A 20,160-nucleotide genomic window follows, 5' to 3' on the forward strand; every position below is an offset into this window, starting at 1 on the left:
AAACCGTAAATTTTGGTTTATTAAAATTGATGCGGACACCAATTTTTATAGGGTAAAAGAAGCATCGTCATTTTTATTCTTGTGCAAATTTAAACAGGCCCATAAAGTATTTAATAATTAAAACTTATGCCCTCAAGCTCCAGCCCTGCCGGTATTCGCGTTTTACATATTGATTTACATCGTCAAAGTTGGTGATCTTCATGTTTTGATTGTCCCAAAGCATTTTGATGTGGCCGCCTTTCAAATCATTTCCCCTTACCGCTAAATTGGCCATCAATAAAGCTTCTGTTAATGGCCCGGCTAATTCAAACGGCGAACTTAATTCTTTTTTGCCGTAACCTGCCAAACAACCTTCTACCCATTGGGCGTAATGTCCGTTTGCTTGTCCGGGCACACGCGCAATGGTTTGCTTTACATGAACTTCGTTGGTACGTGATGTTGGCAACAACAAAGGATTTTCTGAATACGTGCTGGCCATCATTTTCCCTTTGGTGCCGATGAACAAAATACCATTGCCGTCGTCTCCGAATTTCTCATTGGCCCCTAATTCTTCCGGCCTTTCCGGCTGAATGCCGCCATCCATCCAATGCAGGATAATATCGCCTTTTGTTTTTTTGGTTTTAGGGAAAGTAAGCGTAACGTGGCTGGAAGGCGGACAGCTATCCGGGAAAACGCCACGTTTAAATTCATCTACATAAACACTGCCTACGCTGGCCTGTACATCTTTTGCGTATTGCAAACCCAACACCCGGAAAGGCGCTTCTACCAAATGGCAGCCCATATCGCCCAAAGCACCGGTTCCGTAATCCCACCAGCCGCGCCAGTTAAAAGGGACTAATTTATCAACATAATTTTTTTCAGGGGCCGTACCTAACCATAAATCCCAATCTAATTCCTTTGGAATATCTGCTTTGGTGGTTGGCCATGGAATGCCTTGCGGCCAAACCGGGCGGTCTGTCCAGCAATAAACGGTATGTACATCGCCGATTACACCGGCGTCATACCATTCGGCCAATTGCCTTGTGCCATCGTTTGATGAGCCCTGGTTGCCCATTTGCGTAACCACTTTGTATTTTTTGGCCGCTTCTGTCAGCATACGTGCCTCATAAATATCATGGGTCATGGGTTTTTGTACATAGACATGTTTGCCGTGCTGCATGGCGGCCAATGCAATAACGGCGTGGTTATGGTCAGGGGTTGATACGGATACGGCATCAATATTTTTTGCCTCCTTATCAAACAGCTTGCGCCAGTCTTTATAATATTTTGCTTTAGGGAAACTGGCCACAGATTTGGCTGCGCGCCTGTCGTCCACATCGCATAAAAAACCAATTTCTGCTTTGCCGCTTTTGTAAAAATTAGCAATATCGCTCTGGCCTTTTCCACCGGCGCCAACACCGGCAACAATCAGCTTATCACTTGGTGCGGTATACCCTTTTCCGCCTAAAACAAAGCGGGGAACAATGGTAAAAGCGGCGGCGGCAACGGCGGCATTTTTAATAAAAACACGCCGCGACTTGTCTTGCGGTTCTAAATGGTTTTCAGTCATGATTTTTATTCTTAATGGTTTAGTTTTGTTCTAATTTCAAAAAGAAGTTTAAGATTTACTTCATTGAATTTTGATACTTCTTTTATCGCTATAAAAATGGCAAACCTTTAGTTTTTAGTTTATGCAATTGATGCAGCGGCCAAATTTTATAGGGTAAAAGAAGCATCGGCACCAATTTTTAAAATATCAAAAGACTTTCAACAAAGCTTAAACAGGTTTTAGGATCAGGTAATATTCAGTTTTTTCATTTCGCTTACGGCATGGTCAACGGCACGGGCAGTTAGCGCCATGTAAGTAAGGGAAGGGTTTTGGCAGGCGGAAGAAACCATGGCTGCACCATCGGTTACAAATACATTTTTGGCATCCCAAACCTGGTTCCATTCGTTTAGCACGGAAGTTTTAGGATCACGTCCCATTCTGGCCGTCCCCATTTCATGGATACCTTTACCTAACACAGCTTCCTGCATATTTCCCTGCACGTTTTTAGCGCCTGCAGCTTCCAAAATTTCTTTGGCATCCTGCATCATATCTACCCGCATCTTCTTTTCATTGTCTCTAATCACCGCATCAATAGCTACCACCGGTAAGCCCCAGGCATCTTTTTTGCTTTTATCTATCGTGATTTTGTTGTCGTGATAAGGCAAAGTTTCGCCAAATCCACCCATGCCAATCTTCCAGCTACCTGGCTCTGATAGCGCATCTTTGAAATCACCTCCGATATTCATTTCGGCAATATCACGGCTCCAACCATCGCGGCTGGCACTTCCCTGATAACCGAAACCACGAATATAATCTCGTTTTTCGCCGTTGGTATTGCGAAAACGCGGAATGTAGAATCCGTTTGCCCTTCTGCCAAAATAATATTTATCCTCGTAACCTTCTACAGTCCCGGATGCACCTACATTTAAGTGATGGTCCATCAAGTTATGACCTAATTCTCCGCTGCTGCTACCTAAACCACCCGGCCAAATATCTGTAGCAGAATTCATTAATATCCAGGCAGAATTTATGGTTGAAGCATTTACAAAAACAATCTTAGCCTTGTATTCATAAGTCTGTTTTGTTTCTGCATCGAGCACTTCCACACCTGTAGCTTTCTTGCTGTCTTTATCATATAAAATTTTGGTAACTATAGAAAACGGACGTACCGTTAACTTGCCTGTTGCCATAGCAGCGGGCAAGGTTGCAGATTGCGTACTAAAATAAGCACCAAACGGACAGCCTAACCAGCATTTGTTACGGTACTGGCAATTTGTACGATTGTGGTGCGGAAGCGTAATATTAGCGGTACGGCCAATAATCATGGGGCGCATGCCTTTGTAATGTTGTTTTAAGCGGGCTGCAACATCTTTTTCAACCACATTTAGCTCCATCGGTGGCATAAAATCCCCGTCTGGCAAAATAGCTAAACCATCACGATTACCGGAAATGCCTGCAAAACGCTCTGCATAACCATACCATTTTTCTAAGTCTTTATATCGTATTGGCCAATCTACGCCGATACCATCACGCATGTTAGCTTCAAAATCAGAGTTGGCCCACCGGTAGGATTGCCTTCCCCACATCAGCGAACGCCCGCCAACATGGTATCCACGAAACCAGTCGAACGGTTTAACTTCGGTGTAAGGGCTTTCTTTTTCGTTCACCCAATAATCCAAATTGCTTTCGTTCAAAGTATAGTCCCGCGCTAAAACCGGATAGTCCTTGATCATTTGCTGGGTTTTGCCACCGCGGTGCGGAAATTCCCAAGGCGCTTTATTGGCATTTACATAATCTTTAATGTGCTCGATGTTCTTACCGCGCTCTAACATAATTGTTTTTAGTCCCTTTTCGGTCAGTTCTTTGGCTGCCCAGCCACCAGAAATACCGGAACCAATTACAATTGCATCATACTCATTGCTGGCCATATATTTGAAAAATTAAAATAGGATAATTGGTTGTGCTGGCTAAAGTATAAAAATGTTTTTCAAAAAATCAATTTTCTTTAAAACTTTACAAACATTTCTTTTTGGGCAAAACCAAATACCAAAAGTTAAACGCCAAACACTATTTACTTATGCCTGACCATGCTTTTTTTATATCTACTTTTCTTAGCTTACCTTTGCGTTAATTAAAATGAGCAGACACGGAAGAATATTGGTAGCCATGAGTGGCGGTGTAGACAGTTCGGTAGCAGCGGTGATGCTGCATGAGCAAGGCTATGAAGTGATTGGTTTGACCATGAAAACCTGGGACTATGCTTCTTCCGGCTCCAGTTCTAAAGAAACCGGCTGCTGCAGTTTGGATAGCATAAACGATGCACGCGCATTGGCTGTTGGTTATGGCTTTCCGCATTATATTTTAGATATCCGCAACGAGTTTGGCGGTTCCGTCATCAATAATTTTGTGGACGAATATTTGGCTGGCCGTACGCCAAACCCTTGCGTTTTGTGCAACACACATATTAAATGGGAAGCTTTGTTAAAACGGGCCGATAAACTGGATTGCGAATTTATTGCAACTGGCCATTACGCCAATATTAGGCAACAAGATAATGGCCGCTACGTGATTTCCAAAGGGCGCGATGAGCATAAAGACCAATCGTACGTTTTGTGGGGCGTTTCGCAGAAGAATTTGGCCCGGACGCAGTTTCCGTTAGGTTCTTTTACCAAAGCCGAAATTAAAAATATGGCGGTGGAAATGGGACAATTGGAATTGGCTAACAAAAGCGAAAGCTACGAAATTTGCTTTGTGCCGGATAACGATTATCGCGCTTTTTTAAAACATCAGGTAGAAGATTTGGAAGAACGCGTTGCAGGCGGAAACTTTGTTTTACAAGACGGAACCATTGTCGGTAAGCATCAGGGTTATCCGTTTTACACGATTGGCCAGCGTAAAGGCTTGGGAATAGCTTTGGGCAAACCGATGTTTGTAACTAAAATCGAACCAAACACGAATACGGTTGTTTTGGGCGAACAGGAAGACTTGGAAAGCAGCGAAGCCTGGGTGCGCGATTTTAACCTGATCAAATACGAAAACCTGCAAAATTCAGTTGAAGCAATTACAAAAATACGTTACAAAGACCAGGGCGCTTTGAGTACGGTTACGCAAATGAACGATCATTTAAAAATTGATTTTCATCACCGTGTTGCCGGTATTGCGCCAGGCCAATCGGCTGTATTTTATGAGGGGAACGATCTGCTGGGCGGAGGGTTTTTAATTTAAGTTTCACCGATAAGGGATGCTTCTTTTACCGGTACTTTTTTAGTGTTTACAATTGGTTCTGTTTAATTTACAAAAATAAATATTGTAGTTAGCGCATTGTTGTGTTTCCTTTGCAAAAACTAAATTCCATTAATGGCAAAAAATTTACTCATTGTAGAGTCTCCGGCAAAAGCCAAAACCATTGAAGGTTACCTTGGCAAAGATTTTACAGTAAAATCAAGTTACGGACATATCCGTGATTTGGTAAAATCTGAAGATGCCATTGATATTGCCCACGGTTTTGCCCAGAAGTATGAAGTTCCTGCGGATAAGAAGCAGGTAGTGAACGAGTTAAAGAAACTGGCCAAAGAAGCCGATGTGGTTTGGCTTGCTTCGGACGAGGACCGCGAAGGCGAGGCCATTTCCTGGCATTTGTTTGAAACTTTAGGCTTAAAAGATGCGACTACACGCCGAATCGTTTTCCATGAAATCACCAAACCTGCCATTCTAAAAGCGATAGAATCTCCCCGAAAAATAGATTACAACCTGGTTAATGCACAGCAGGCACGTCGCGTTTTAGACCGATTGGTAGGTTTTGAACTTTCGCCCGTGTTGTGGAAAAAGATTAAACCTTCCCTTTCTGCCGGTCGCGTGCAATCGGTTGCCGTTCGTTTGATTGTGGAACGGGAGCGCGAAATCAACAAATTTAAACCGGAAGCCGCTTACCGCGTCATTGCTGTTTTTACTACCGGAAAAAATAAAGAGGTTTTTAAAGCCGAACTGTCCAACCGATTTGTGCAGCAAAGCGATGCCGAAAAGTTTTTGAGCGATTGTGCCGAAGCCATTTTCAAAATCAGCAGTTTAGAAACCCGGCCATCAAAACGCGCCCCGGCTGCCCCTTTTACCACTTCAACTTTGCAGCAGGAAGCCAGCCGGAAATTAGGTTTTTCGGTTTCGCGTACCATGTCGGTTGCGCAACGTTTATACGAATCTGGGAAAATTACTTATATGAGGACGGATTCCGTCAACCTATCGGATACGGCTTTGGAGGCGGCATCCAAAGAAATCAAATCGGCCTACGGCGATAAATATTACCAGTTCAGAAAATACAAAACCAAATCGGCCGGCGCGCAGGAAGCGCACGAAGCCATCCGCCCAACTTATTTTAACCATCATACAACTGATGGGGAATCCGCAGAAGTCCGTTTATACGAATTGATTTGGAAACGTGCTATTGCCTCGCAAATGAGCGAAGCTTTGTTTGAAAAAACGACCGCTAAAATCAGTATCTCCACCCGAAAAGAAGAACTGGTTGCCAACGGCGAAGTGTTACGTTTTGATGGTTTTTTAAAAGTTTATTTAGAATCTTTGGACGAGGAAGAAGAAAACAAAGCCGATGACAACAGCGATAACGCCATTTTACCTCCGTTAGAAAAAGGCCAGCAATTAAACTTGCGCGATTTGAACGCGACAGAACGCTTTTCCCGCCCTCCCGCCCGCAATACAGAAGCCACGCTCGTAAAAAAACTGGAAGAACTGGGCATTGGCCGTCCTTCTACTTATGCGCCAACCATTTCGACTATCCAAAACCGCGGTTATGTGGTGAAGGAAGACCGTGAAGGAAAAACACGCAGTTTTAATGTGTTAACGCTGGCTAACAAAAAAGTAGTTAAAGAACAAAAAACAGAGATTACGGGTGCCGAAAAATCAAAATTGTTTCCAACGGATATTGGGATTGTGGTGAACGATTTTTTAGTGCAGCATTTTAACGGCATTGTTGATTATAATTTTACAGCGGTTGTAGAAAAAAAGTTCGACGAAATTGCACAAGGTTTGGAAGATTGGACCAAAATGCTGCATAAATTTTACGAGCCTTTTCATCAGGAAGTTGAAGACACAATCAAAACTGCCGACCGCACACGCGGCGAACGTGATTTAGGAATTGACCCAAAAAGCGGGAAAAAAGTTTCGGTACGCATTGGCCGATACGGCCCGTTTGTGCAAATTGGAGAAGCGGTGGAAGGTGAAGAAAAACCGGCTTATGCCAGCCTGCGTACCGGACAAATGATCGAAACGCTAACGCTGGAAGAAGCAATGGAATTGTTTAAACTTCCGAAAAAAATCGGTGTGTTTGAAGATAAAGACATGACGGTTGCCATCGGAAAATTTGGCCCGTACATCCGCCACAACAGCATGTTTTATTCGTTGCCAAAAGGTGTTGACCCGCTGGATGTGGACGAAAAAGCCGGTATCGAAATTATTGAAAACAAGCGCCAGGCTGATGCCGACAAATTGATCAAATCGTTTAAAGAAGACCCGGAAGCACGCATTGAAAACGGCCGCTGGGGACCGTATTTAAAATTTGGAAAACTCAACATCAAACTTCCAAAAGACAAAGAAGCAACAGAATTGACTTACGAAGACTGCAAAACTTTAGCCGCTGCGGCAGAAAAAGAACCCAAAAAGCCAGTCAAAAAATTTGCGAAGAAGAAGTAGTTTGTAATGCTTCTTTTATCGTGCAAAAATTAATATCCATTATTCATGCTTAAAGACCTCCCACAAAATATCGTTGAAGATGTTGCCATTGCCGTTGCGCTGGAAGGCGAAGGCCCGGAAAGCAAGGTTTGGTATGTTTACCTTATCAACCTAAAAAATGAGGAACTAGAAAACGCGCTGGTTACTTCGCGCGGTTATGGGCATAAAGACGGCGAAGAAGTGAAAACTTCTGTTTTACGCCACGTTTTTCCGAAAGTTGGTTCCAAAAGTTTTGCTTTGATCGAGCCGATTGACGAGCAAACTTTCGGTTTAAACAATGAGTATTGGTTGAGCTACTACATTAAGGACCAGATCTACGATAAAAAATTTATCTTTTTGCCCGAAAGCATTGTGGAATCCAATTTTATCCGTTTGCCGGTTTTAAACAAGCCGGGGGTGATGATTAGGTGAGGAAAAGCTGTCAGCAATCAGTTACTAAAAAGCGGGAAAACCTCAGCATACTTCTTTTATCAGCCTAAATTTAAACTGAAGTTGAAGGTATTTCGGATACTGTTTTTATCGGATAACTTTAAGCATGTTTTCTGAAAGCCGAAAGCTGATAGCTTCAAGAAATTATGGCTTATGTTTGACAGCTAAAAGCTGATTGCTGATTGCTAATCGCTAAAAACTGTCTGCCGATAGCTACCTTTGTTACATGAATACAGCAGAACTGTTAGACCGCGCCCTTCAGTTTGAGTTTTTAACAATTGAAGAAGGCCTTTTTCTTTACAACCATGCTTCTACCGCCGAACTGATGTTTACGGCAAACGAACTGCGGAAAATCCAGGTTCCTCATGGCAAAGTAACTTGGCAGATAGACCGTAATGTAAACACCACCAACGTTTGTATTGCCAATTGCAAGTTTTGTAACTTTTTTCGGCGGCCGGGACACGAAGACAGTTACATTACCGATATCGAAACCTACAAACAAAAAATCGAAGAAACTTTCCGTTACGGCGGCGACCAACTTTTGTTGCAAGGCGGCCATCACCCGGATTTGGGTTTGAAGTTTTATGTTGATTTATTTTCGGAACTAAAAAAATTGTATCCAAACTTAAAGCTGCATTCTTTAGGCCCGCCGGAAATTGCACATATTGCCAAATTAGATAAGCTAAGCCACACTGAAGTTTTAGCGGCCTTAAAAGAAGCAGGTTTAGATTCGCTTCCTGGAGCAGGCGCAGAAATTTTGAACGACCGTGTTCGCCGTTTGATTTCAAAAGGGAAATGCGGCGGAAAAGAATGGCTGGATGTGATGCGATCTGCCCATCAGCTTAACTTGCCTTCCTCTGCAACGATGATGTTTGGGCATGTAGAAACTTTGGAAGAACGCATTGAACATTTGGTTTGGATACGCGAAGTACAAGCCGAAAAACCGGCTGATGCTTATGGTTTCGTCGCTTTTATCCCCTGGCCTTTTCAGGACGACGGAACTTTGTTGCGGAAAGTGCGTGGCATCACCAATAATGTAAGCGGCAACGAATATATCCGGATGATTGCTTTAAGCCGGATTATGCTGCCGAACATCAAAAACATCCAAGCTTCGTGGCTGACGGTTGGAAAGCAAGTTGCCCAATTGTGTTTACAAGCCGGTGCCAATGATTTTGGTTCGATTATGATTGAAGAAAACGTGGTTTCTGCCGCAGGCGCACCGCACCGTTTTACGGCAAAAGGAATTCAGGATGCGATTATGGAAGCAGGGTTCGAACCGCAACTGCGCAACCAAAAATACCAGTGGCGCCAACTGCCGCAGGAACTGGAAGAACAGGTAATCAATTATTGATACTGTTTTTATCGCATAAAAAAAGGAGCGAAATTTTCGCTCCTTTTTACTTTTAATATTATTGACTTTCTTATTTAAAAAACGGTGTTACAATACCAACAACTGTTGGCATATCTAAAGGCTCATCAAAAGCTTGCTGAGCACTTGTTGTTGCGTTTGCACCGGCAATGGTGTTATAAGCCGATAATCCGGTAGCAACATTAACGCCACCTTGAATTACGTTGTCTTCACCTGCGTAAGAAGCAGCAACTGCAGGAACGCCAGAATCATTTGCACCAGTAATCCATGGTCTGATAGAGTTAGCAGAAGTTGTTCCTAACACCAACTGTCTGTTGCGGCGTAATTGGCGTAAATGGGAAGCATGACGTGCCTCAACAGAGTGGATATCCAAGGCAGCCGTTAAAACTGTTTTGTTGCGCAATAAATTTGGCGCCTGGCCTTTGTACGCTCTTACACCTGTGTCTTCAAAAGTGGAGGCAACTGCCAACCAAGTGTTGCTATTTACATAAACATCGGCAAAAGTTCCTTGCGCAGTAAAATCAAAATTGGCAGCGGTAAAAGAAACTGGTGTTCCACCTAAAGAAGTGATTACGTTTTGCAAAAACTTTACGTGGTTGTTTTCGTCCGTTTGGATCAAAGTTAAACCTGCTAATTCGCTTTGGCTTAAAGTACCTTTCATTACAGCGAATGCAGGGGAAGTTAAACCGGCATTGTAAAAATTAGATTCTAAAAACTCTAATTGCAAAGCGTAGTTTAAAACACCAACGATACTGCTGGAAGACTGTTGTGCATAAGCTTTTTTAAACAAAGAACCCAAGGCAAACGGCATGGCAGCAACAGCTACTTTTGAGCCAAAGCTGGTGATGTTTTTGATAGCTGCACGGCGCGGGCTGATCTTATCCTGAAACTCAGGGTCAACCTTTTCAATTTCTTCAATAATATTTAATAAATCCATGATTTTAATTTTTTAAGAGGTTGGTAGATCGTCTGCGTTGATAGGTGTGGTGATGTAGGCACTAGCCATTCCCAATACATATTGCGGTGTTTTTTCGTACTCCAAACCGTTTTGAGCAACATTAACAACATCCTGCCCAACAAAAGTATTTGGAGAAACCAAATCCCTGAAATAAGCTGCATGACGGGCTTCAACAGAAACGATTTTACCGGCCAAAGTTAAGTAAGTTGGGTTTTGGATTAAATAACCTGCACCATTGTAAGCAGAAACACCTAAATCTTCAAAAGATTTTGCAGCAGCCAAAACACTTGCACGGGTTCCAAAATTGATGGCCGAGAAGTTAAAGGCAAGAGAGGCAATTGCATTTCCTGCTAAAGCAGCTTTAAAAAACTCGCGGTGTAAAACCTCGTGATTTCTAACTTCGGTAATCAAAATCTGCTCATCAGCACTAAACTGCGTTGTAAAAGCACTGTTTGACACTACATTGATGTAAAAAGCAGCTTCTAATTGCTCTAAAGCATAAGCATAATTTAAAATACCAATGTCGCCGCTTCCCAAATAAACACCTGTAAAATTGTTTCTGTCTTTTTTACATGCTTCAGCTGCAAATAAACCTACTGCTGCAGTTCCTACACCAGCGTAACGCAGGACTTGTCTCCTCTGCATTTTTTGTGATTGCTCAGCTTCCGGGGAAGTCAGGAGCTGATCACTTTTTTTTGTGAAAATTTCCATAGTAATAATTAGTTGAGTTTGATTTATTGAGCGATTTGATTGGATATACGTTTAGTGCTTTAATGCAGATTTCAAAATGCGATAGTTATTTTTGGTTAATTTTTTTGGCTCAATTTTTTTGGCGGAAACTACTTTAATTTAAAGCATCCAAACCTGTTTCTTTTAACGCAGCCCAATTGCTTTTGTTTGTGCCTTAAATACTTATTATTACAACACCAAAACCGGTCAATTATATATTTAATATTTGATTACTAATATTTTATACAATAAAAGAAGTATTTTTAGTAATAAGCAAAACCTTACTTATTTATTTCCTGATGGCAACACTTGTTTATTTAAAATGAAACTGTATCAACAATTACTGTTTTGATAAAATCTTATAAAATTCCATTTAAAATAATTTATGAAGCTGTTTAAGTCTATACACCAAAAATGCCCATGCTTCTTTTACCCTATAAAAATTGGTGTAGGCATCAATCCAAACCAATTAAAAAAACAGGCACTTCCTATTTTTTTAGGTGATAAAAGAAGCATAAAAATAAATTTCTAAATAGCTTCTAAGTTTTCACCGATTGCTGCAACAATACAAAATCTGCAAAAGCAAAAACAGCAGGCATAAAAACAGTATGTAATAAAATACGCCAAAAAGCACATGCTTTAATTATCTTTGAGTTTTTAACAAACAGGAATGGTTATCACAGAAGTACTGGACAAAAAGGGCCGTAAAGATTTTTTAGATGTTGCCAGGGACATTTACAAAAACGACCCAAACTGGGTTTGTCCGCTGGATGAAAACGTAGAAGCAGTTTTCGACCCAAAAAAGAACAATTTTTTTCAACACGGAAAATGCACCCGTTGGATTGTGAAAGATGACAGCGGAAAGTTAATTGGCCGTGTTGCTGCTTTCATCAATGAAAAAAAAGCTTACCAAAACGACCAGCCAACTGGCGGAATGGGTTTTTTTGAAAGCATCCAAGATGAAAAAGTTGCCTTTTTACTTTTTGACACCGCTAAAGAATGGTTAAAAAGCCAGGGCATGGAGGCGATGGACGGCCCAATTAATTTCGGTGAGAACGACAGCTTTTGGGGCTTGCTGGTGGAAGGTTTTACACATCCTTCCTTCGGCATGAATTATCATCATCCTTATTATAAAGCCTTTTTTGACCATTACGGCTTTTACAAAATGTACGAGCAAATTACCAACCACTTAGAGGTTTACAAACCTTTTCCTGACCGGTTTACGCAAATAGCCAATTGGGTGGCCAAAAAGCCGGGTTACGATTTCCAGAGTTTTGATGTTAAAAAAATAGACAGCTTTGCGGCTGACTTTATTGAAATTTACAACGATGCCTGGCATGATTTTGCCGGATTTACACCCATCAACAAGCAAACCATCCTCGAGAGTTTAGAAAAAATGAAAGCAATTATGGACCCAAAACTGATTTGGTTTGCCTACATAAACAACGAACCGGCCGCATTTATACTCATTTTACCGGATGCCAACCAGATGATAAAAGGCCTGAACGGCAAATTAAACCTGATTGGCAAACTGAAATTCCTTTACCGCAGGTACCGCGGCGTAAACAGGATGAGGGCCGTGGTAATGGGGACGAAGCAAAAATTTCAGAAACACGGTTTAGAATCGGCCATATTTATCAAACTGAAAGAATATGTGTACCCGCTAAACCAGTACCATGAGCTGGAATTATCGTGGGTTGGAGACTTTAACACAAAAATGCTCGCCCTGCATGAAGCTATGAATGCAAAATTTGGAAAAAGGCATGTTACGATGCGCTATTTGTTTAAATAAACGCAACAAAAACCACCAAAAGTACAGCTTAGGCCATAGCCTTTGGATGTCTTAATTCCTCGTACAGTTCGATCACCTTTTTTTGCAGGTCAATCACTTCGGCTTCGCGCTCAACCAGTTTTTTCTGGATGGATTCAATTTCCGAAGCTGATTTTTGCTCTTGCTCCGCATCGTTAAAAGTCAACAATTGAACGATAGTCATTTCGTACAATTTTGAAATCTGCTCCAAACGTGATAAGTTAATATCCGTAATACCGGTTTCGATTTTTGAAAACGCAGGGATAGATATGTCTAACTGTTTGGCAACATCTTCCTGGCTCCAACCTTTTTGATGGCGTAACAACCTAATTTTTTTTCCTAAAGATTTCATACTGCTTAATTTATAATTGAAAGCGATTTATAATACAACATTTTATACGGCTATTCTGATAATTAGTTATTATAATATTTATTTTTTAATTGTTCTCTAATATATTTTCCGAAAATTTTGCCAGGTCTGTACCGGCGAAAGTCCCCGAACTCATCATTAATAAATTACTGTCCTTAAAATTTAATTGGTTTAGATGCCGGAACAATAATTTCGCATCGTCGAAAAATATTACATCTTGTTTCTTAAATGCTTCTTTTACCACCATATTTTCATAAGGTTCCATATTTTTTTGAACAAAAGTATGCCGATCTATAAACACAATCGCCTCGTCTGCTTCGTCCATCGTTCCGGCATATTCCTGCAAAAACTTTTTGTTCAAACTGCTGAACGTGTGCAGCTCGATGCAGGCTATTAATTTCCTTTCGGGAAACTGGTCTTTCACTGCTTTTATCGTGGCCAAAAGTTTGGATGGCGAGTGCGCAAAATCTTTATAAATATTTGTACGCTCATTTTGGCCAATCAGTTCCAAACGTTTTGCCGCGCCTTTAAAACTGCTGATGGCTTTGTAAAAAATTTCCTCATCAATTTGCAATGCCGTACATACTGCTTTTGCCGCTTGTAAATTCAACAGGTTATGATCGCCAAAAACTTGCAACGGATATTCCTGATTGTTATTAATTAATATGGTGATGCCGTTTTTGATTTTATGCTGAGGCAAACAGTAAGCAACTTTTTTGATTTCGGTTGAATGGTTTTCAACCAGATTTTTCAGCACCTTGTCTTCTTCGCAATAAATCAATTGGCCGCCTTTTTCAATCGTGTCAATAAAAATCGAAAACTGTTCTGCGTAATTTTCAAAGGTTGGGAAAACATTGATATGGTCCCAGGCAATGCCGCTGATGACCGCAATGTTAGCTTTGTACAGATGAAATTTCGGCCTTCGGTCAATCGGCGAAGAAAGATATTCATCGCCTTCAATTACCATCAGCGGCGCTTCGTTTGTGATTTTGACCATTGTATCAAAACCTTCCAGTTGCGCGCCAACCAGATAATCAAAATCCAGCGATGCTTCTTTTAGCACATGTAAAACCATGGAAGTGATGGTGGTTTTGCCATGGCTCCCTCCTATTACTACGCGTGTTTTGTTTTTAGCTTGTTCGTAAACATATTCCGGGTACGAATATATTTTAATGCCCAGGTTTTGCGCTTTCAGCAATTCCGGGTTATCGGCTTTGGCGTGCATGCCTAAGATTACGGCATCCAAATCGGGGGTAATATTTTTTTCGTCCCAACCGGAATTTGCGGGAAGCAAACCATATTTATCCAGCCTAGATTTTGATGGTTCGGTAAAAACATCATCAGAACCGGTTACCGTAAAACCTTTTTTGTGCAAAGCAATGGCCAAGTTGTGCATAGCACTTCCACCCATAGCAATGAAATGTATCTTCATGTAAAAACCAGTAGCGATTTAATTTATAATTACAAGAATAAATTTTATGCTATAAAAATAGCATATGTAGAAATTAACGATAGTTTAACGAATAAATTTTGCAGAAACCCAGTCCTGCATTTTTTTCCGTTCCAAAAATTGCAGGCCGCACTTTTTAGCCCCGGTTTTTAAAATCTCCAAATCCGGGTTTTCGTAAAAACCACTTAGAAACAGTTGGCCGTTTGCTGACAGGCGTTGCGCATAAGTGTCCATTTGGTCGAGCAGAATATTACGGTTGATATTGGCTAAAATAACATCAAAAGTTTCGTTGGGGATAACTTCTTTTGACCCGCAAAAAACCGTAATGTTTTCAATGCCGTTTAAAACAGCATTTTCTTTCGTGCTTTCGCAACAAATCGGGTCGTTGTCTATCGCTGTAATTGCTGTTGCGCCTTTTTTGGAAGCCAAAATGGCGAGGATGCCAGTGCCGCAGCCCATGTCCAGCACTTTTTTGCCGGTAAAAACAGTATCAAGCATAAAATCCATCATCATAGAAGTGGTTTGATGATGGCCGGTGCCAAAAGCCATTTTCGGGTCAATCACAATTTCAAAAGGAAAATCCGGACGCGGTTCATGGAAAGTTGCCCGCACCCAAATCTGGTCTTTGATTTGGATGGGCTGAAAATTGCTTTCCCAAACGGCGTTCCAGTTTTTATGTGGAATGAGGTTTACTTCGTAAGAAAAAGTTAAAACTTGGTGCAAAGGTTCCAATTGATCGTCCAAATCTTCCTTGTCAAAATCAACTGCCGGAATGTAAGCTTTAAACCCAAAATCAACTTCTTCAAATGTATCAAAACCAGCTTCGGCCAAAGCGTTCATCAGCAAATCCTGCTGAAAATCTTCCTGGTAAAGCGTGGTGAAAAGAAGTTCGATGTAGTTCATTTTGGAGGAAGTTGTGAGTTGTAAGTTGTCCGTTGCGAGTTTTAAATTAAAACTGTCCTGCTAATTTTTGTATGAGATAAGAACTGACAATTCACAACCGGCAACCAGCAACTGAACTCAATTAAAAGCCTTAACCACATCCACAAAATCCCTTGATTTTAAAGACGCGCCGCCAATTAAGCCACCATCAATATCCGGTTCTGAGAAAAGCTCTTTTGCGTTTTTTGGGTTGCAGCTTCCGCCATATAAAACGGTGGTTTCATCTGCAACTGACTGTCCAAATTGGGTTGCAATTTCTTTGCGGATAAAAGCATGGATTTCCTGCGCTTGTGCTGCCGTTGCTGTTTTTCCGGTGCCTATCGCCCAAACCGGTTCGTAAGCCAACACAACCTGACCGAATTGCTGCGCATCCAAATGAAACAAACCTTCGCTGATTTGCGATTTAATCACGTCAAAAAATTGCCCGCTTTCACGTTCTTCCAAGGTTTCGCCCACACAAAAAATCGGTTTCAAACTGTTGCTTAATACGGCGTTTGTTTTTTGCGATAGAACCAAATTTGTTTCGCCAAAATGCTGGCGCCGTTCTGAATGGCCCAAAATTACGTATTCTGCACCAACAGATTTGATCATCCGTGCCGAAATTTCGCCCGTGTAAGCGCCTGCATCTTCCTGATGGCAATTTTGCGCACCAACCGAAACTTTAGGATGGGTTTTGGCCAAAGCCGATAAGCTGTGCAAATAAGTGTATGGGCAACAAACAATTACGCTTTGCTTGCCGGTAACTTCATCATTTACCATGTTGATAATTTCAGAAAAAATGGATAAGCCTTCGTTGTAATCCAAGTTCATTTTCCAGTTGCCGGCAACAATTTTTTGTCTCATATTAATTTTAATGGTGTAGGGTTTGTCAGTTCAAATATATGTTTTAAAATTTCAGCTTCTGCTTCGCTAAAATTTCTGTTCTTGCGTTCAAAAACCAATTTGGCGGTGGCCAATGCTTTTTTTATCGCATAAATTTCAGTGTCCTTGATTCCGCCCCAGGAAAAATCCGGGACAAATTTTGGCGGATAACCGGCGCCAAAAACATTGGAACTTACGCCAACCACAGTGCCGGTATTGAACATGGTATTGATGCCGCATTTGGCATGATCTGCCATGATCAATCCGCAAAACTGCAGGTTTGTATTCCGCAGTTTTTGCGTTGGATAATCCCACAATTTTACCTCGGCATACGTATTTTTTAAATTGGAATTGTTAGAATCCGCACCAATATTACACCATTCGCCCAAAACCGAATTGCCCAAATAACCTTCATGTCCTTTGGATGAATAGCCCCAAATCACCGAATTTTTGATTTCGCCGCCAACGGTACAATGCGGGCCGATAGTTGTTCCGCTGTAAATTTTGGCGCCCATTTTTACCTGCGAACACTCGCCCAAAAAGAAACTGCCGCGGATATTGGCACCTTCAAAAACTTCCGAATTTTTGCTGAGGTAAACCGGGCCTAAACGTGTGTTAAAAGTCGCACATTCGGCAGCGGCACCTTCTTCTGCAAAAAACATATCGCCTAAAATGGTATTGGTTTGGCTGATTTTTGCGCTGGTTTTCCCTTTGGTCAACGAAGCAAAATCTTTGCGCAATTCTTCATCGTTTTTGCTGAAAATATCCTCGGGATAACTAATTTTTACAAAAGCAGACGCATAATTTATGCCGGTAAAAGAAGCATTTATCGTTTGGAAATTTTTAACGTCGCTGGCTTTAACTTTTGCTGCAATCAAAAAACCCTGTTGCTTTAAAACTTCGCCTTCCTGCAAATTCGTTATCGCTTCAAGCAAAGCTTCGTCCGGGCAAACAGAGCCATTGATCAGTAAATTTTGATCATCAATTTTTAAAGGAAACTTAGTTTGTAAGTATTCTTGCGTTAGATAAGAAACCGGCTGGTTTAAATAGCGCTGCCATTTTTGGGCGATGGTGAGCATCCCGACACGCAAATCGGCAACCGGACGGGTAAACGTAAGCGGCAATAAAGTTTGTCGCGTGCTTCCGTCAAAAGAAATAATTCCCATTTGGCAAAAATAAAAAAAGTCCCGGTTGCAAAACCGGGACTATAAAATATCTTAAAAAACGGGTTACTTTTTGTTGTAGCGGTTACGAAATTTGTCAATACGGCCTGCGGTATCAACCAACTTCATTTTGCCGGTATAAAACGGGTGCGAAGTGTGCGAAATTTCTAATTTGATCAACGGATATTCTTGTCCGTCTTCCCATTGAACGGTTTCTTTGGATTCGATGCAAGATTTAGTGATAAAAGAATAATCGTTAGACATATCTTTAAAAACCACTAATCTATAGTTGGAAGGGTGAATTTCTTTTTTCATTTCGGTAGGGTTGTTTCAAAAACAGGCGCAAATATACTTCTTTTACCACTAAAAAAAAGTGCTGTTGTAAAATAACACTAATTGAAGTTTAAATTGTTTAAATTTCAACTCGAAAACCGCAACGGTTTCGGCGTTTTTAATATTGCAGCAACATGACTTTGAAAGCTGATTTTACTAAGGTTTTTGGAAATTTTAGCTAAAACATTTAATATATTTGCATCAACATTTATACTTAATCTAATTAAGAACATGGATCTTCCTATCTATCTCGATAACAATGCCACTACGCCGATGGACCCACGGGTTTTGGATGCGATGGTTCCGTATTTTGTGCAAAAATTTGGCAATGCCTCCAGCCGTAACCACGCTTTTGGATGGGTTGCCGAAGAAGCTGTTGATTACGCCCGCGAGCAGGTTGCACAATTGATCGGCGCAAACGAAAAAGAAATTATTTTTACTTCCGGTGCTACAGAATCAGACAACTTGGCTTTGAAAGGTGTTTTTGAAATGTACAAGGAAAAAGGCAACCACATTATTACGATGGTTACCGAACATAAAGCCGTTTTGGATGCTTGCAAACATTTGGAAAAATTAGGCGCCCGGGTTACTTATCTTACCCCAAAACCTGATGGCTTAATTGATTTGGAACAATTGGTTGCCGCCATGAGCCAGGAAACGATTTTGGTTTCCATCATGTATGGCAATAACGAAATTGGTGTAATTCAGCCGGTAAAAGAAATTGCACGTATCGCACATTCTTTTGGCGCTTTGTTTATGACGGATGCCACACAAGCGGTTGGCAAAATCCCGGTAAATGTTATTGAAGACGGAATTGACCTTTTAGCTTTATCCGGACACAAAATGTATGGCCCGAAAGGTGTTGGCGCTTTATATGTTCGCCGTAAAAACCCACGGGTTAAAGTTACGGCGCAAATGGACGGTGGCGGCCACGAAAGAGGCATGCGTTCTGGCACATTGAACGTTCCGGGAATTGTAGGTTTAGGCAAAGCTTGTGAACTGGGTCGTTTAGAAATGCACGAAGATGCGGTTCGGCTTTCTGCTTTGCGCGATAAGTTGGAAGCTGCTTTAACGCAATTAGAAGAATCGTACGTTAACGGAAACCGCGAGCACCGTTTGCCGCACACCACTAATATTTCCTTTAAATATGTAGAAGGCGAAGGTTTAATGATGGCTATGAAAGATTTGGCCGTTTCTTCCGGTTCTGCTTGTACTTCGGCATCTTTAGAACCTTCTTATGTTTTGAAAAGCTTAGGTTTATCGGATGATTTGGCGCACTCTTCCATCCGTTTTGGTTTGGGTCGGTTTACTACTGAAGAAGAAGTTGACCGTGCCATCGAAGTTACCCGGAATGCAGTAACACATCTTCGCGAACTTTCTCCACTTTGGGAAATGTTTAAAGAAGGTATCGACCTGGATTCGATCGAGTGGGCAGAACACTAATTTTTATACGATAAAAACAGTATTGCCAAACTGGCTGTAAAAAGCAGAGCGGCAGGATATTTGAACTAATTAAAAAACTATTAAAACATAAAGCTATGGCTTATTCAGATAAAGTAATTGATCATTATTCAAACCCACGCAACGTTGGGACTTTGGATAAAAGCAGCAACAAAGTTGGAACAGGTTTGGTTGGTGCACCGGAATGCGGCGACGTTATGCGTTTGCAAATTGAAGTTGACGAAAACAACGTAATCAAAGACGCAAAATTTAAAACTTTTGGCTGTGGTTCGGCCATTGCTTCTTCTTCTTTGGCCACAGAATGGCTGAAAGGAAAAAGCATTGACGATGCCATGAAAATTGACAACATGGACATCGTGGAAGAATTGGCTTTGCCGCCGGTGAAAATCCATTGTTCTGTTTTGGCAGAAGATGCGATCAAAGCTGCCATCAATGATTTCCGTATCAAAAACGGCCTTGCTCCGATCGAATCTGAGAAAGTACACCATTAGGAGAGTTGTAATTGGTAAGTTTTAGGTTGAAAGTTGTACAACTTTCAACCTTTGATTTTACCATACTGTTTTTAGCATGTATTTTTTACGCTTGCTATCCAACTTAAAACTACAACATAGAACTAAAAATTGATACAATGATAACTGTAACCGATAAAGCAAAAAGTAAAGTGGAAGAGCTGATCCGTTCATCAAACCTGAACGAATCTTATTTTCTGCGGGTTTCTGTTGCCGGAGGAGGTTGTTCGGGTTTATCATACAAGCTCGATTTCGACAATGAAATTAAGCCCGGCGACCAGTTTTTTGAAGATAAAGGCATCCGGATTTCTTTAGACATGAAATCTTTTCTTTACCTGGCCGGCACCGAACTTGATTTTTCTGACGGCTTAAACGGAAAAGGTTTCAACTTCCATAACCCAAACGCCAGCCGTACTTGCGGTTGTGGCGAAAGTTTTTCTGTGTAATAAAATTTTACAAACTTTTTTAAAAAGGGATGCTTCTTTTAGCATCCCTTTTTTTGTTTTAAC

Annotated in this window: 18 protein-coding genes; 8 read left to right on the forward strand and 10 right to left on the reverse strand. The window is 41.3% G+C overall.

The window, feature by feature from the left end; translation table 11 throughout:
- Positions 1–124: 124 nt before the first annotated feature.
- Positions 125–1,549 carry a Gfo/Idh/MocA family oxidoreductase gene (locus Q0192_RS18340; protein ID WP_299291891.1) on the reverse strand — a complete coding sequence of 475 codons (1,425 nt, stop codon included), beginning with the start codon at positions 1,547–1,549 and terminating at the stop codon, positions 125–127.
- Positions 1,550–1,773: 224 nt separating this feature from the next.
- Positions 1,774–3,456 (reverse strand): GMC family oxidoreductase, encoded by a 1,683-nt coding sequence (locus Q0192_RS18345; RefSeq protein ID WP_299291893.1) that lies wholly within the window; start codon positions 3,454–3,456, stop codon positions 1,774–1,776.
- 208 nt (positions 3,457–3,664) lie between these two features.
- On the opposite strand from Q0192_RS18345, the gene mnmA reads away from it, so the two are divergent.
- From mnmA to mqnC, 4 genes are all read left to right on the forward strand, one after another.
- A complete protein-coding gene (mnmA, locus tag Q0192_RS18350) occupies positions 3,665–4,753 on the forward strand; it encodes a tRNA 2-thiouridine(34) synthase MnmA (RefSeq protein WP_299291895.1) in 1,089 nt (362 codons plus the stop codon).
- 132 nt (positions 4,754–4,885) lie between these two features.
- Entirely contained in the window at positions 4,886–7,228 is a 2,343-nt protein-coding gene (gene topA / locus Q0192_RS18355; RefSeq protein WP_299291897.1) for a type I DNA topoisomerase, read from the forward strand.
- 45 nt (positions 7,229–7,273) lie between these two features.
- Entirely contained in the window at positions 7,274–7,678 is a 405-nt protein-coding gene (locus Q0192_RS18360; RefSeq protein ID WP_299291899.1) for a hypothetical protein, read from the forward strand.
- Between the two features lie 244 nt (positions 7,679–7,922).
- Positions 7,923–9,047, forward strand: coding sequence for a cyclic dehypoxanthinyl futalosine synthase (gene mqnC / locus Q0192_RS18365; RefSeq protein WP_299291901.1), 1,125 nt, complete (start codon positions 7,923–7,925; stop codon positions 9,045–9,047).
- Positions 9,048–9,117: 70 nt separating this feature from the next.
- On the opposite strand, the gene Q0192_RS18370 is transcribed toward mqnC, so the two are convergent.
- A complete protein-coding gene (locus Q0192_RS18370) occupies positions 9,118–10,002 on the reverse strand; it encodes a ferritin-like domain-containing protein (RefSeq protein ID WP_299291903.1) in 885 nt (294 codons plus the stop codon).
- Between the two features lie 12 nt (positions 10,003–10,014).
- Entirely contained in the window at positions 10,015–10,734 is a 720-nt protein-coding gene (locus tag Q0192_RS18375; protein WP_299291905.1) for a ferritin-like domain-containing protein, read from the reverse strand.
- Between the two features lie 688 nt (positions 10,735–11,422).
- Between Q0192_RS18375 and Q0192_RS18380 the strand changes: the two genes are divergently transcribed.
- Entirely contained in the window at positions 11,423–12,544 is a 1,122-nt protein-coding gene (locus Q0192_RS18380) for a GNAT family N-acetyltransferase (RefSeq protein ID WP_299291907.1), read from the forward strand.
- Positions 12,545–12,572: 28 nt separating this feature from the next.
- On the opposite strand, the gene Q0192_RS18385 is transcribed toward Q0192_RS18380, so the two are convergent.
- The 6 genes from Q0192_RS18385 to Q0192_RS18410 all read right to left on the reverse strand — a co-directional run bounded on the left by Q0192_RS18385 (position 12,573) and on the right by Q0192_RS18410 (position 17,663).
- Positions 12,573–12,914: a helix-turn-helix transcriptional regulator gene (locus tag Q0192_RS18385; protein ID WP_299291909.1), complete on the reverse strand. Its 342-nt coding sequence runs from the start codon at positions 12,912–12,914 to the stop codon at positions 12,573–12,575.
- An 85-nt stretch (positions 12,915–12,999) separates the two neighbouring features.
- Entirely contained in the window at positions 13,000–14,364 is a 1,365-nt protein-coding gene (locus Q0192_RS18390) for a Mur ligase family protein (protein WP_299291911.1), read from the reverse strand.
- 84 nt (positions 14,365–14,448) lie between these two features.
- Positions 14,449–15,285, reverse strand: coding sequence for a 50S ribosomal protein L11 methyltransferase (prmA, locus tag Q0192_RS18395; RefSeq protein ID WP_299291913.1), 837 nt, complete (start codon positions 15,283–15,285; stop codon positions 14,449–14,451).
- 117 nt (positions 15,286–15,402) lie between these two features.
- Positions 15,403–16,167, reverse strand: coding sequence for a triose-phosphate isomerase (gene tpiA, locus Q0192_RS18400; protein WP_299291915.1), 765 nt, complete (start codon positions 16,165–16,167; stop codon positions 15,403–15,405).
- A complete protein-coding gene (locus Q0192_RS18405) occupies positions 16,164–17,351 on the reverse strand; it encodes a putative sugar nucleotidyl transferase (protein ID WP_299291917.1) in 1,188 nt (395 codons plus the stop codon). Before Q0192_RS18405 ends, tpiA begins: the two co-directional genes overlap by 4 nt.
- Positions 17,352–17,414: 63 nt before the next feature.
- Positions 17,415–17,663 (reverse strand): type B 50S ribosomal protein L31, encoded by a 249-nt coding sequence (locus Q0192_RS18410; protein WP_299291919.1) that lies wholly within the window; start codon positions 17,661–17,663, stop codon positions 17,415–17,417.
- Between the two features lie 249 nt (positions 17,664–17,912).
- On the opposite strand from Q0192_RS18410, the gene Q0192_RS18415 reads away from it, so the two are divergent.
- The 3 genes from Q0192_RS18415 (at position 17,913) to Q0192_RS18425 (ending at position 20,097) form a co-directional block, all read left to right on the forward strand.
- Positions 17,913–19,124: an IscS subfamily cysteine desulfurase gene (locus Q0192_RS18415; protein ID WP_299291921.1), complete on the forward strand. Its 1,212-nt coding sequence runs from the start codon at positions 17,913–17,915 to the stop codon at positions 19,122–19,124.
- A gap of 95 nt (positions 19,125–19,219) precedes the next feature.
- Complete coding sequence (gene iscU, locus Q0192_RS18420) at positions 19,220–19,633, forward strand: Fe-S cluster assembly scaffold IscU (protein ID WP_299291923.1); 414 nt, start codon at positions 19,220–19,222, stop codon at positions 19,631–19,633.
- Positions 19,634–19,770: 137 nt separating this feature from the next.
- A complete protein-coding gene (locus Q0192_RS18425) occupies positions 19,771–20,097 on the forward strand; it encodes an iron-sulfur cluster assembly accessory protein (protein WP_299291925.1) in 327 nt (108 codons plus the stop codon).
- The last annotated feature ends 63 nt before the right edge of the window (positions 20,098–20,160 follow it).

The organism is uncultured Mucilaginibacter sp. (assembly GCF_937859865.1).
Lineage (GTDB): Bacteria > Bacteroidota > Bacteroidia > Sphingobacteriales > Sphingobacteriaceae > Mucilaginibacter_A.

Excerpts from the sequence above, each read along its gene's own strand:
- Q0192_RS18340 (WP_299291891.1), bottom strand. The coding sequence starts at position 1,549 with ATGACTGAAAACCATTTAGAACCGCAAGACAAGTCGCGGCGTGTTTTT.
- Q0192_RS18345 (WP_299291893.1), bottom strand. The coding sequence starts at position 3,456 with ATGGCCAGCAATGAGTATGATGCAATTGTAATTGGTTCCGGTATTTCT.
- mnmA (WP_299291895.1), top strand. The coding sequence starts at position 3,665 with ATGAGCAGACACGGAAGAATATTGGTAGCCATGAGTGGCGGTGTAGAC.
- topA (WP_299291897.1), top strand. The coding sequence starts at position 4,886 with ATGGCAAAAAATTTACTCATTGTAGAGTCTCCGGCAAAAGCCAAAACC.
- Q0192_RS18360 (WP_299291899.1), top strand. The coding sequence starts at position 7,274 with ATGCTTAAAGACCTCCCACAAAATATCGTTGAAGATGTTGCCATTGCC.
- mqnC (WP_299291901.1), top strand. The coding sequence starts at position 7,923 with ATGAATACAGCAGAACTGTTAGACCGCGCCCTTCAGTTTGAGTTTTTA.
- Q0192_RS18370 (WP_299291903.1), bottom strand. The coding sequence starts at position 10,002 with ATGGATTTATTAAATATTATTGAAGAAATTGAAAAGGTTGACCCTGAG.
- Q0192_RS18375 (WP_299291905.1), bottom strand. The coding sequence starts at position 10,734 with ATGGAAATTTTCACAAAAAAAAGTGATCAGCTCCTGACTTCCCCGGAA.
- Q0192_RS18380 (WP_299291907.1), top strand. The coding sequence starts at position 11,423 with ATGGTTATCACAGAAGTACTGGACAAAAAGGGCCGTAAAGATTTTTTA.
- Q0192_RS18385 (WP_299291909.1), bottom strand. The coding sequence starts at position 12,914 with ATGAAATCTTTAGGAAAAAAAATTAGGTTGTTACGCCATCAAAAAGGT.
- Q0192_RS18390 (WP_299291911.1), bottom strand. The coding sequence starts at position 14,364 with ATGAAGATACATTTCATTGCTATGGGTGGAAGTGCTATGCACAACTTG.
- prmA (WP_299291913.1), bottom strand. The coding sequence starts at position 15,285 with ATGAACTACATCGAACTTCTTTTCACCACGCTTTACCAGGAAGATTTT.
- tpiA (WP_299291915.1), bottom strand. The coding sequence starts at position 16,167 with ATGAGACAAAAAATTGTTGCCGGCAACTGGAAAATGAACTTGGATTAC.
- Q0192_RS18405 (WP_299291917.1), bottom strand. The coding sequence starts at position 17,351 with ATGGGAATTATTTCTTTTGACGGAAGCACGCGACAAACTTTATTGCCG.
- Q0192_RS18410 (WP_299291919.1), bottom strand. The coding sequence starts at position 17,663 with ATGAAAAAAGAAATTCACCCTTCCAACTATAGATTAGTGGTTTTTAAA.
- Q0192_RS18415 (WP_299291921.1), top strand. The coding sequence starts at position 17,913 with ATGGATCTTCCTATCTATCTCGATAACAATGCCACTACGCCGATGGAC.
- iscU (WP_299291923.1), top strand. The coding sequence starts at position 19,220 with ATGGCTTATTCAGATAAAGTAATTGATCATTATTCAAACCCACGCAAC.
- Q0192_RS18425 (WP_299291925.1), top strand. The coding sequence starts at position 19,771 with ATGATAACTGTAACCGATAAAGCAAAAAGTAAAGTGGAAGAGCTGATC.